This is a genomic window from Ruegeria arenilitoris, assembly GCF_013032855.1.
GTDB classification, from domain to species: domain Bacteria; phylum Pseudomonadota; class Alphaproteobacteria; order Rhodobacterales; family Rhodobacteraceae; genus Ruegeria; species Ruegeria arenilitoris.
Genome location: NZ_WQDA01000005.1, coordinates 39,448 through 51,709, shown reverse-complemented (window position 1 = coordinate 51,709; position 12,262 = coordinate 39,448). Strand labels below are relative to the sequence as shown.

The 12,262-nt window shown below is 61.8% G+C and carries 11 protein-coding genes; 9 read left to right on the top strand and 2 right to left on the bottom strand.

What is annotated here, in order from left to right; all coding sequences use genetic code 11:
* Positions 1 to 18 precede the first annotated feature (18 nt).
* The 5 genes from leuC to GOW72_RS15705 all read left to right on the top strand — a co-directional run bounded on the left by leuC (position 19) and on the right by GOW72_RS15705 (position 4,870).
* Entirely contained in the window at positions 19 to 1,422 is a 1,404-nt protein-coding gene (gene leuC / locus GOW72_RS15725) for a 3-isopropylmalate dehydratase large subunit (RefSeq protein ID WP_170367504.1), read from the top strand.
* Between the two features lie 38 nt (positions 1,423 to 1,460).
* On the top strand, positions 1,461 to 2,015 hold the full coding sequence (locus GOW72_RS15720; protein WP_170343176.1) for an HdeD family acid-resistance protein: 555 nt from the start codon (positions 1,461 to 1,463) through the stop codon (positions 2,013 to 2,015).
* Positions 2,016 to 2,058: 43 nt separating this feature from the next.
* The gene (leuD, locus tag GOW72_RS15715; RefSeq protein WP_170342515.1) at positions 2,059 to 2,664 is read left to right on the top strand and encodes a 3-isopropylmalate dehydratase small subunit; all 606 of its coding nucleotides are present in this window, start codon (positions 2,059 to 2,061) and stop codon (positions 2,662 to 2,664) included.
* A gap of 332 nt (positions 2,665 to 2,996) precedes the next feature.
* Positions 2,997 to 3,827, top strand: a complete 831-nt coding sequence (locus GOW72_RS15710) for a hypothetical protein (RefSeq protein WP_170359843.1) — start codon at positions 2,997 to 2,999, stop codon at positions 3,825 to 3,827.
* On the top strand, positions 3,824 to 4,870 hold the full coding sequence (locus tag GOW72_RS15705; protein WP_170367503.1) for an endonuclease/exonuclease/phosphatase family protein: 1,047 nt from the start codon (positions 3,824 to 3,826) through the stop codon (positions 4,868 to 4,870). The genes GOW72_RS15710 and GOW72_RS15705 overlap by 4 nt, the downstream gene beginning before the upstream one ends.
* On the opposite strand, the gene GOW72_RS15700 is transcribed toward GOW72_RS15705, so the two are convergent.
* The gene (locus GOW72_RS15700) at positions 4,865 to 5,776 is read right to left on the bottom strand and encodes a Rossmann-fold NAD(P)-binding domain-containing protein (RefSeq protein ID WP_170367502.1); all 912 of its coding nucleotides are present in this window, start codon (positions 5,774 to 5,776) and stop codon (positions 4,865 to 4,867) included. The two genes, GOW72_RS15705 and GOW72_RS15700, sit on opposite strands and share 6 nt — an antisense overlap.
* A 96-nt stretch (positions 5,777 to 5,872) precedes the next feature.
* On the opposite strand from GOW72_RS15700, the gene GOW72_RS15695 reads away from it, so the two are divergent.
* Positions 5,873 to 6,766, top strand: coding sequence for a LysR family transcriptional regulator (locus GOW72_RS15695; RefSeq protein ID WP_170359837.1), 894 nt, complete (start codon positions 5,873 to 5,875; stop codon positions 6,764 to 6,766).
* A gap of 143 nt (positions 6,767 to 6,909) precedes the next feature.
* Positions 6,910 to 8,013: a 3-isopropylmalate dehydrogenase gene (gene leuB / locus GOW72_RS15690; RefSeq protein WP_093963789.1), complete on the top strand. Its 1,104-nt coding sequence runs from the start codon at positions 6,910 to 6,912 to the stop codon at positions 8,011 to 8,013.
* A gap of 48 nt (positions 8,014 to 8,061) precedes the next feature.
* Here leuB and GOW72_RS15685 read toward each other — a convergent pair whose 3' ends face one another.
* Positions 8,062 to 10,248: a transglycosylase domain-containing protein gene (locus GOW72_RS15685; RefSeq protein WP_170367501.1), complete on the bottom strand. Its 2,187-nt coding sequence runs from the start codon at positions 10,246 to 10,248 to the stop codon at positions 8,062 to 8,064.
* A 255-nt stretch (positions 10,249 to 10,503) separates the two neighbouring features.
* Here GOW72_RS15685 and GOW72_RS15680 point away from each other — a divergent pair, with 255 nt between their 5' ends.
* Both GOW72_RS15680 and GOW72_RS15675 read left to right on the top strand, forming a co-directional pair.
* Positions 10,504 to 10,842: a P-II family nitrogen regulator gene (locus GOW72_RS15680; RefSeq protein ID WP_093963790.1), complete on the top strand. Its 339-nt coding sequence runs from the start codon at positions 10,504 to 10,506 to the stop codon at positions 10,840 to 10,842.
* 34 nt (positions 10,843 to 10,876) lie between these two features.
* Positions 10,877 to 12,205: an ammonium transporter gene (locus GOW72_RS15675; protein WP_093963690.1), complete on the top strand. Its 1,329-nt coding sequence runs from the start codon at positions 10,877 to 10,879 to the stop codon at positions 12,203 to 12,205.
* The last annotated feature ends 57 nt before the right edge of the window (positions 12,206 to 12,262 follow it).

The following is a 12,262-nucleotide window of genomic DNA, read 5'->3' as shown; positions in this document are numbered from 1 at the left end:
ACAGACGGGAGAGGACCGATGTCCCCCAAAACACTCTATGACAAGATCTGGGATGCCCATGTCGTGCACGAAGCCGACGATGGCACCTGCCTGCTTTATATCGACCGCCACCTGGTGCACGAAGTGACCAGCCCGCAGGCCTTCGAAGGCCTGCGCATGGCGGGCCGCAAGGTGCGCGCGCCGGAAAAGACCATCGCCGTGCCGGACCACAACGTGCCCACCACGCCCGACCGCGTGAACGGAATCGAGAACCCCGAATCGCGCATCCAGGTCGAAGCACTGGACAAGAACGCCCGCGAATTCGGCATTCACTACTACCCGGTGAATGATATCCGTCAGGGCATCGTCCACATCGTCGGCCCCGAACAGGGCTGGACCCTGCCGGGCATGACCGTGGTCTGCGGCGACAGCCACACCGCCACCCACGGCGCGTTCGGCGCGCTGGCCCACGGTATCGGCACCTCCGAGGTCGAGCATGTTCTGGCCACGCAGACGCTGATCCAGAAGAAGTCCAAGAACATGAAGGTCGAGATCACCGGCAAGCTGCAGCCGGGCGTGACCGCCAAGGACATCACCCTTGCCGTGATCGGCGAAACCGGTACCGCCGGCGGCACCGGCTATGTGATCGAATATTGCGGCGAAGCGATCCGCGACCTGTCGATGGAAGGCCGCATGACCGTCTGCAACATGGCCATCGAGGGCGGCGCCCGCGCCGGCCTGATCGCGCCGGACGAAAAGACCTTCGAATACGTCAAGGGCCGCCCGCACGCTCCCAAAGGCGCGCAGTGGGAGGCTGCTCTGGCCTGGTGGAAGACGCTCTATTCCGATGACGACGCCCATTGGGACAAGGTCGTCACCATCCGCGGCGAGGACATCGCCCCCGTGGTTACCTGGGGCACCAGCCCCGAAGACGTTCTGCCGATCACCGCGACCGTGCCCAACCCCGAGGATTTCGAGGGCGGCAAGGTCGAGGCCGCGCGCCGTTCGATCGAATACATGGGCCTGAAGCCGGGGCAGAAGCTGAGCGACATCGAGATCGACACCGTCTTCATCGGCTCCTGCACCAACGGCCGGATCGAGGATCTGCGCGCCGCTGCCGAGATCCTGAAGGGCAAAAAGATCAAGGACGGCATCCGCGCCATGGTCGTGCCCGGCTCGGGCCTCGTGCGCGCGCAGGCCGAAGAGGAAGGCATTGCCGAGATCTTCAAGCAGGCCGGGTTCGAATGGCGCCTTGCGGGTTGTTCGATGTGCCTGGCGATGAACCCCGACCAGCTGACCCCGGGCGAGCGCTGCGCCGCCACGTCGAACCGCAATTTCGAGGGCCGTCAGGGCCGCGGCGGACGCACCCATCTGCTGAGCCCCGCGATGGCTGCCGCTGCGGCAATCACGGGAAAGCTGACAGATGTGCGCGAATTGATGTAAGGTCCCCTCATATCTAGATATTTGAGGGAGAGACTGAAATGAGTGAATGGGTCAAATGGCTCCTGATGGGGCTTCTATCGATAGTGTTCGGCATCTTCGTGCTGGGCGCACCGGTCGTGGCATCCGTGGCAGTGACCGTGGTCACCGGCGTCCTTTTGCTGGTATCCGGCGTTCTGCAGGTTGTCGGGGGTTTCACCGTCGAAGGAACCGGCAACAAGATCCTTGCCTTCATCATGGGTGCGGTCATGCTGTTCCTGGGCTGGTCGTTTCTGGACCATCCGCTGGCAGGCACTCTGACGCTGGCAACAGTGGTGCTTATCTTGTTCATGGCAGGCGGGATCGCACGGATCATTCTCTCGTTTCAGATGCGAGGCACGTCATTTTTCTGGCCAACCCTGATCTCGGGCATCTTGTCGATCATCCTGGCAGGCATCATCTGGTCTTATGCAAGCTCGGAACCGGCGGTGCTGTTCCAGTTGCTGGGCATCCTGCTGGGCATCGAGATGCTGTTCAACGGGTTCGGATTGGTCTTCATGGCGTTCTTCGTCAAGAACGCGCCCAAAGACGAAACAACAGAAGCTCAACAAGCTTGAAACGCGGGGCATGGGGCCTGACCTCTCCCGCAGGAGTGTGAACATGGAAAAGTTTGAAAAAGTCCACGGTGTGGCAGCCCCCATGCCCCTGATCAATATCGATACCGATATGATCATTCCCAAGGTGCATCTGAAAACGATCAAACGGTCCGGCCTCGGCGTCGTCCTGTTCGACGAGATGCGCTATCACGATGACGGACGCGAGAACGAAGAATTCGTCCTGAACAAACCCGCTTATCGCAACGCCGAGATTCTGGTGGCCGGCGACAACTTCGGGTGCGGCTCATCTCGGGAACACGCGCCTTGGGCGATCAAGGATTTCGGTATCAAGGTGGTCATCTCGACCAGCTTCGCAGACATCTTCTTCAACAACTGCTTCAAGAACGGCATCCTGCCCATTGTGGTCGAAGAACACCACCACGTCATGCTGATGGAGGATGCCCACAAGGGCGAGAACGCGCGCATGACCGTGCATCTGGAAGATCAGCAGATCGTCACCTCGGACGGCGTCGTGATCGAGTTTGATATCGACCCGCACCGCAAGCATTGCCTGCTGAACGGTCTGGACGATATCGGCCTGACGATGGAAAAAGATCACCACATCGACTCGTTCGAGTCCCATGCCAGCCAGGCGCGCCCCTGGGTGTGATTCTGGGGAAGAACCTGTGGATACTCAACCTGACGGGGTCGCCAAGGCGGCCCCGTTCGCATTCTTGGGGTTAAAGTCAAAGCAACCACAACATGTAGAGAACCATTTCCATTACACGTCGAATTTGCGACGTGAATGATGCAAAGCCGCACCAGTTTCGCCATCTTTTTGCCCGAAATCACGTGTTTTCTGCACCTCGGCTTGAGCGAAATGCCGCTTATCGCCAATGATGGCGCTAAAGGGGCATCCGCCAAATTTCGAGATTGGCGGGCATCAAGTTGGAACCAAGTCGGCAAAGAATCGACTGGTCCGGTTTGGAAAGGGTTCGGATAGTGATTGCTCGCACAACAGGGGCTGCGATACGGGGATTGTTGGTGGCACTTCTGGTGCTGACACCCGCATTGTATCTGCCCGCATCTACGTCCAACGGGACCGAGATCGTTGTCTTTCTGGCAATCCTAGCATTCATCCTGACATTCGCCGAATACAACTCGGCCTTTCCCAGCTTTATCGAATTCCGCGATGCGCCGCCCGTGAACAGACTGCGCTTTGTCGGCCTGATGTCGATGATCTCGTTTCTGACCTTGATCTGCAAGAACGCCTATGCGCCGACGGAACTGACCAGCACCGTGTATTCGGTCGGTCTGGCCGTCGCGAATGTCGTCGACTTCCCCTATTCACCTGTCCGCCTGGTGGTGTTGATGCTGCCTGCTGACGCGAGCCAACCCCTGGTCGAGTTGGTACGCATCACGGCAAGTGTCGCCTATGTCGCCGCTTTGGTCACGATCGCCAGCTTTGCCTATGCGGTCAAACTGCGTGGATGGCCCACTGGCAATGGGGCATTCAATGTCTGGACCAACCTGCCCCTGTTCGACCCCACCAAGGGTGGAGACGTGGTGACTCGCCTGCAGCGCGACGGTCGGTTGAACATCTCGGTCGGCGTTCTGCTACCGTTCCTGATTCCGGCCCTGATCAAGCTGCTCACGGATTTCATTGATCCGCTGTCGTTGTCCAATCCGCAGACGTTGATCTGGACCATGAGCGCGTGGGCTTTCCTGCCGGCCAGCATGATCATGCGCGGGATGGCAACGCTGCGCATTGCCGGGCTGATCGTGGAAAAACGCCGCGCCTACTCGACCACCGAGACGACCCAAACCGCATGATCCGTATTCTTGTTCTGCTGTTGCTGCCGTTTGTGGCGCAGGCAGAGCCAGTGCGCGTTGCCAGCTTCAATGCTGAGCTAGGCCGGAAAGGTCCGGGCCTGCTGCTGCGGGATATTCGGCGTGATGATCCCCAGGTGCAGGCCGTGATTGACGTTCTGACCGCCACTGCCCCCGATGTTCTGGCCCTGCAAGGCATCGACTGGGACCATGACAACCTGGCCTTGTCCGCTCTGGCTGATCGGTTGCGCGCGGCAGGGCTGGATTTCCCGCATTTCTTCGCTGGTCAGCCCAACTCGGGGCTGATGACGTCGCTTGATCTGGACGGGGACGGAGAACGGGGCGGACCCGGGGACGCCCAGGGATGGGGCCGTTTCACCGGAAATGGCGGACTGGCCGTGCTGTCCCGCTATCCGATCGCAAAGGATGAGGTTCGTGACCTCTCGGCGCTGCTGTGGAAGGATCTGCCCGGCGCGACACTACCCACCCGTGGCGATTTGCCTTTCCCGTCCGAACAGGCCCACGCTGTTCAGCGCCTGTCGTCGACCGCCCATTGGATCGTTCCGGTGGAGACGCCTCAAGGCCGCCTGAACCTGATGACCTTTCACGCCACCCCTCCTGTCTTCGACGGGCCTGAGGATCGCAACGGATTGCGCAATCGCGATGAGATCCGGCTGTGGTCGGTGTTGCTTGACGGCGGGCTGGGTCCAGCCCCGAAAAGTCGTTTCATCATTGCCGGTGACGCCAATCTTGACCCGAACCTGGGCGAGGGGCGCAATGAAGCCATCCGCGATCTGTTACAGCACCCCAGCCTGCAGGATCCGCGACCCGTGGATGGCGCAGGCTCGGCTGTAACGGTGGTCTGGAAGGCGGTGGGTGAACGGCGTGTTGACTATCTGCTGCCATCGGTCGACTGGGTGGTTGAAAACGCCGGCATCCGCTGGACTGACGCCAAAGGCGCGCCCCTTGCCGCGGCCCGCAAGGCCAGCCGACATCGCCTGATTTGGGTTGACTTGTCACACCCTGACATGCCGCCGGGCCTATGACAGGCCCTGAACTCGATCCACGTCTGTGGTTCGCGGGCTATCATGCGACAGGTCAGACACAGCGGTTTTCAATGCCTCGTGCAGCGGCGTGGATGCGAAATCGCTGATCAACGAGTCGAAGAACGAGCCATCCAAGCGGTGCGGCGTGTCCCACAGATAGCGCATCTCAAGCAGATGCGGGGCCAGTTTCCAGAACGGCTGGGCCAGAACAATTGGCCACCAGTTCATCTGCTTCAGGCGCACCGGAGCCCCGGTCACTTCCGACAAGGCCTGTGCCAATTGGCGGCCGGTCAACGTGTATCCGGCAAAAGGAATGTCGCAATAGCGCGGCAAGTCATGCCGCATCCCGGCCAACTGAACCGCAGCGCGGGCCAGATCCGGCAGGTAGGCCCAGGCATGGGCAATGTCAGGGTCACCGGGATAGACGAAACGCCCTTTGGCCAGGGGCTTGATCATGATCTGGTCGAACCAATTGCCGGAGGCTTGCGTGTCAAGGAAATCCCCGGCGCGCAGGTTCACGGTGCGCACGCCCGACGACCGATAGGCCTCCTCCATACGGATCCGAATCTGGCCCAGAGGGTTGGTTGCAAGATGCGGCGTATCTGCCGCCCACGGCCCAGGCGTGTCGGCCCCGAAAACATAAACGTTCCCGGGCACGATCACGGTCGCCCCGGTTGCCTTCGCCGCACCGATGACCTGAGCGTGCAAATCCGGCACCTGCCGCGCCCACTCGGTGTATGGCGGGTTCCAGCCATTCACGATGACATCCGCACCCCGGGCTGCGGTGGACAGATCATCCCTCGCGCGGTCAAATCCCCGCACCGTCCATCCGGCCGCTTGAAACGCGTCTGCGGCATTGCGGCCAAAACGCCCCGAAGATCCCAGAATCAGCGCCTTTCCCGTCATCGCAACCTCCTGTCAGCCCTGGCGGTTGAACAAATGATATCCATTCACTCACCTTTGGGAATTGCCGAAAAACGCAGAGCATGTATTCATCTGCGCATGGATAAAACCTTGGCACTTTCTGATTGGTCTTTGGTGCAGAGCTTTCTGGCAGTTGCGGAAACGGGATCGTTGTCGGCGGCCGCGCGGGAACTGGGGCGCAGTCAGCCGACGCTTGGTCGCCAGGTGCAGGCGCTCGAGACGGATTTGGGCGTGTCGCTGTTCGATCGCCATGCGCGAGGCCTCAAGCTCAGCGCCGCCGGCCAGCAATTGCTGCCGATGGCGCAACAGATGCACGCGGCCATGCGTCAGCTGAGCCTGGCCGCCGCCGGGCAGTCGCAACAGCTGGGCGGTACGGTCCGCATCACCGCCTCGGTCTTCGCATCGCACCATATCCTGCCGTCCATTCTGGCGGACATCCGCAGGCAAGAACCTTCAATCCAGCTGGAACTGGTCGCCACCGACACCAGCGAAAACCTGCTGTTCCGCGAAGCTGATATCGCAGTTCGCATGTATCGCCCCGAGCAGGTCGATATCGTGACCCGGCATCTGGGCGACGTACCGTTGTGTTTCTGCGCAGCCCGGTCGTATCTGGACCGCGCCGGTCGGCCAACCACCCCCGAAGAGTTGTTTCAGCATGACCTGGTGGGTTTCGACTCCAACGACTTGATCATCTCGAAAATGCAGGCCAAGGGTTGGCCTGCCAGCAAGGAAGACTTTGCCACCCGTTGCGATCTTCAAAGCGCCTATTGGGAATTGATCCGCGCGGGTTGCGGCATCGGTTTCAGCCAGGTTCAAGTGGCCGAGGCTGATCCTGCGGTCGAAATTCTGCCGTTGGATGTGGACATACCAGTCCTGCCGGTCTGGCTGGCTGCGCCGCAGGCCATGCGGCAGACACCGCGCATTCGCCGGGTCTGGGACCTGCTTGCAGAAGGGCTGAAAGCCAGCTTGTAACCCAAATCGGGTGCCCAGCGCATGTTCAGCGGCGTTTTTCGCGCTGTACGGCCCTGAATCCGCGCATTTTGACCAGAACGCCTCATTGACCAGATGCACCGCAAACGCTAGGCCCGATGCTGAAAAACGCAAGGAGACCGTTCATGTCCAACCCCTCGCTCCTCATCCTGCCCGGAGACGGAATTGGCCCCGAAGTCATGGCCGAAGTGCGCAAGATTATCGGCTGGTTCGGCGCCAAGCGCGGCCTTGAATTCGACGTGAGCGAGGATCTGGTCGGCGGTGCCGCCTATGACGTGCACGGCAAGCCCCTGTCGGACGAGACGATGGCCAAGGCGCAAGAGGTCGACGCGGTTCTGCTGGGCGCCGTGGGCGGCCCGAAATACGACGATCTGGATTTCAGCGTGAAGCCCGAGCGCGGCCTTCTGCGCCTGCGCAAGGAGATGGACCTGTACTCGAACCTGCGCCCGGCCCAGTGCTTTGACGCGCTGGCCGATTTCTCGTCGCTCAAAAAGGACGTGGTTGCCGGTCTCGATATCATGATCGTGCGCGAACTGACCTCGGGCGTCTATTTCGGCGAGCCGCGCGGCATTTTCGAGGAAGGCAACGAGCGCGTGGGCATCAACACCCAGCGCTACACCGAATCCGAGATCGAACGCGCCGCGCGCTCGGCCTTTGAACTGGCGATGCGCCGCAACAAGAAGCTGTGCTCGATGGAAAAGGCCAACGTGATGGAATCGGGCATCCTGTGGCGCGAGGTGGTGACCCGCGTGGGCCAGGACTATCCCGAGGTCGAGCTGAGCCACATGTATGCCGACAACGGCGCCATGCAGCTGGTGCGCGCACCCAAGCAGTTCGACGTGATCCTGACCGACAACCTGTTCGGCGACATCCTGTCGGATTGCGCTGCAATGCTGACTGGGTCGCTGGGCATGCTGCCTTCGGCCTCGCTGGGCGCACCGATGGCCAATGGCCGGCCCAAGGCGCTGTACGAGCCCGTCCACGGCTCGGCCCCCGACATCGCCGGTCAGGGCAAGGCCAACCCAATCGCCTGCATCCTCAGCTTTGCGATGGCGCTGCGCTACAGCTTTGACCAAGGCGCCGAGGCCGATCGTCTGGAAGCCGCGGTCGAAAAGGTTCTGGCCGATGGTGTCCGCACGGCTGATCTGCTGGCCGAAGAAGGCGTTCAGCCGGTTTCGACCAGCGAAATGGGCGATGCGATCGTCGCCGCGCTGGACGAAAGCCTGTAACGACTGATCCGGGCGGCGCCCAGCGCCGCCCGTCTGATCATCTGCGGTCTAGTTGCCGCCAAAGAGATCCTTCAACAGACTGTCGACGGCCTTGGCAAAGCCACCCTGCTGCCTGCGGCGTGGCTGGGATTGCTGAGTCGTCTGGACCGGAGCGGCCGGAGCCAGCATCGGCAGAGGGGTCGGAGTCATGCCTTCGGTGACCCGCACCATGGTTTCCTTCCAAATCTCGGCTGGCAGTCCACCGCCGGTCACGCCCGACAACGGCGTGTTGTCGTCATAGCCCATCCAGACACCGGCCACATAGTCTGCGGTAAAGCCGATGAACCACGCATCCCGGGCGGCCTGTGTCGTGCCTGTTTTGCCCGCAACCTGCCATCCAGGCAACTTGGCGCGTTGTCCAGTTCCCTCGGATACCACGCGCTCCATCATCCAGGTCAGTTGCTTGGCAGCCTCGTCTCGGATCACCCGCTCGCCGATCCCGGTCGTTGTCACCATCATCGGGGCATCATCGCCCAGCAGTTTCAACTCGGTCAGGCCGTAAGGTTCCACGGACGAGCCGCCATTCAGGATACCGGCATAGGCGCCGGTCATTTCGATCAGTGTGCTTTCCGAGGCGCCCAGCGCCAGGGCTGGGCCCGCCGCCAGATCGCTTTCGATGCCGAACCCGCTGGCCACCGTGCGCACATTGTCCAGCCCGGCAACCTCGGCCACCTTGACGGCTGGGATGTTCAGCGAGTTCTTGAGCGCATCCGCCAGGGTCACGCGACCGTAGAACTTGTTGGTATAGTTCTTGGGGCACCACTGGCCGGACCCCGGGATGTCGATGCAATAGGGCTCGTCCACCACCGTGGCCAGTGGCGAATAGCCCAGTTCCAGCGCGGTGGCATAAACAAAGGGTTTGAACGAGGACCCGGTCTGGCGCAGCGCCTGCGTCGCGCGGTTGAACGCACCCGACACCTTGGTCTTGCGTCCACCCACCATGGCCCGGACCGCACCATCGGCCGACATCACCACGATCGCGGCCTGCGCTTTTGAGCCTTCACTGACCTTTTCGTCGAACACCTGTTTCAGCGCCGCTTCGGCCGCCTGCTGGATCCGCTGGTCCAGCGTGGTCTTGATCACCACGTCCTCGGTGGTGTTGCGGGTAAAGAATTCGGGGCCGCTGGCCATGACCCAGTCGGCAAAATAGCCCCCGGCGCGGGCGGCGGCGGCCTCGGACAGCTCGGCCGGGTTGTTGCGCGCCACGGTTGCCTGTGACGTGGTCAGGTAACCCTGATCCTCCATCAGGCTGATGACCACCTTGGCCCGGTCCTGCGAGCGTTGCAGGTTGTTGGTGGGCGCATAACGCGTGGGCGCCACCAGCAGCCCCGCCAGCATCGCCGCCTCGGCCGGGTCCACCTCGGCCGCGGACTTGCCGAAATAGCGCTGGCTGGCCGCCTCGAACCCGCGGGCCCCGGCCCCCAGAAACGCCCGGTTCAGATAGATGGTCAGGATCTCTTCCTTGGAGTATTTGACCTCCATCGCCATCGCGTAGATCGCTTCTTTGGCCTTGCGCCACAGCGAGCCCTGACGGCAGTCGGCTTCATACGCCGCTTCCGATTCCCACTCAGTCGGATCGTACGGGACGCCCAGACACAGCAGCTTGGCCGTCTGCTGGGTGATGGTCGAACCGCCATGCCCCGACAGTGGGCCACGCCCCTCGGACAGGTTGATCTTCACCGCACTGGCAATGCCGCGCGGGCTTACGCCGAAGTGACGGTAAAACCGCTTGTCCTCGGTCGCGACAACCGCATTCTTCAGATGCGGCGACACGGTGTCGGTGGTGATAACGCCGCCGAACTGATCTCCGCGCCATGCAAAGACCTTGCCGTCCCGGTCCAGCAGCGTGACCGACCCGCGCGCACGCCCGTCCAGCAGGGCATCGACCTCGGGCAGGGTGGAGTACACAACCCCAACGGCAAGCGCCAGCAGAAGAGCGGCTATCGCACCCACCCGCCAGGTCAGCCCCCAGATCAGGCGCCATATCCAGCGGAACAGCCGGCGAAAGAAGCCGCCCTGCCCGCCTCCCGAACGTTTGCCCCGGGGCTTGCGACTGGTCTTTCGGGTCGTAGTCTTGCGCGCCGTCGCCTTCTTGCCCGCCGGTTTCGCCGTCCGCTTGGCAGACGCGGTCTTGCGGCCTCCGGACGGATACCGTTTGTCCGCCACCAGCGGTTTTCGACGCTTGGACTCAGTCATGCTCAAACTCTGCCCGTTTTTGCTTTTGTGGCACCATACCGCGCTGTCGCGCCCATGTAGAGGTGTGAAATAGCGCGAATTCCCCTCTCACACTTGCGCATTTTTTAATCACTTTGCCGTTTTTGTGCAAAAAATGTGCAACTTTGCCCCTCTTCCCCAGCGTCTTTTTGCCGAAATCGTTCCTTGAGCGGCCATGTCGGGCTCTTTTTCTGCAGGTGCAAAGCCGGACCCACCGGAACAGAAGAGGGGAAAGACGTGAAACTGATCATTGCGACAATCAAGCCGTTCAAGCTCGAGGAGGTGCGCGAGGCACTGACCGAGGCGGGCGTGCGCGGCATGATGGTGACCGAGATCAAGGGCTTCGGCTCGCAATCCGGTCACACCGAAATCTATCGGGGCGCCGAATACGCGGTGAACTTCGTGCCCAAGATCAAGCTGGAAATCGTGGTGCCCGCCGCGATGACCGACCAGATCGTCGAGACCATCACCAAAACCGCCAAGACCGGCAAGATCGGCGACGGCAAGATTTTCGTCCTCGATGTCGAGCAGGCCCTGCGCGTGCGGACCGGGGAACTCAACGAAGAGGCGCTGTAAGGCGCCGCGACCGACAATCATTCGAGGACTGAACATGAACCTGATGAAATCACTCATCCCTGCCGCCGCGATCGTCGCGCTGCCGCAGATGGGCCTGGCGCAGGAGGCCGCCGCAACCGGCGAAACCGCGCAGCATACGCAATACATCCTGACCTCGCTGCTGTTCCTGATGGGCGGCTTCCTGGTGTTCTGGATGGCCGCGGGATTTGCCATGCTCGAGGCCGGTCTGGTGCGCTCCAAGAACGTGGCCATGCAGCTGGTCAAGAACATCGGCCTGTTTTCCTTTGCCGCCATCATGTATTGGCTGGTCGGCTTCAACCTGATGTATCCGGGCGACGGCTGGACCATCACCGGCATTCTGGGTGCCTTCTCGCCCACCTCGCTGGAACCGGTCGGCCTTGATGGCGTCGAAACCGATCTGTCCTATGCGTCGGTCGGTTCGGACTTCTTCTTCCAGCTGATGTTCTGCGCCACCACCGCCTCGATCGTGTCGGGCACCATGGCCGAGCGGGTCAAGCTGTGGCCCTTCTTCATCTTCGTGATCGTCCTGACCGGTGTCATCTACCCGATCGAAGCCTCGTGGCAGTGGGGCGGCGGCTGGCTGTCCGAAATGGGCTTCAGCGACTTCGCGGGCTCGACCCTGGTGCACGCCGCAGGTGGCTTTGCCGCGCTGGCAGGAGCCATCGTGCTGGGCCCCCGGATCGGCAAATACAGCAAGGACGGCAAGGTCGTTCCGATCCCCGGCTCGAACCTGGCGCTTGCCACCCTGGGTACGTTCATCCTGTGGCTGGGCTGGTTCGGCTTCAATGGCGGCTCGCAGTTGGCCATGGGCACGATCGGCGACATGGCTGACATCAGCCGCATCTTCGCCAACACCAACATGGCCGCAGCCGCCGGCGCTGTCGCTGCCCTGATCCTGACCCAGGTGATGTACGGCAAGGTCGACCTGACCATGGTGCTGAACGGTGCGCTGGCCGGACTGGTCTCGATCACTGCCGAACCGCTGGCACCGTCGCTGTTCCAGGCGCTGATCATCGGCGGTATCGGTGGCGTGATCGTGGTCTACACCGTGCCGCTGCTGGACAAGATGAAGATCGACGACGTGGTCGGCGCCATCCCGGTTCACCTGATCGCGGGCTTCTGGGGCACCTTCATCGTGGCCTGGACCAACGGCGACGCGTCCTTCGTGACCCAGATCATCGGCTTCGCGGCCATCGGGATCTTCGTCTTCGTGGTCAGCTACATCCTGTTCTCGATCCTCAAGGCCACCGTCGGCCTGCGGGTTGGCGAGGAAGAAGAGATCAACGGCCTCGACATGGGCGAACTGGGCATGGAAGCCTATCCCGAGTTCTCGAAGGGCTGAGCTCTCTTCAATCCAAACAAAAAACCCGGGCATTCGTGCCCGGGTTTCATTTTTTGA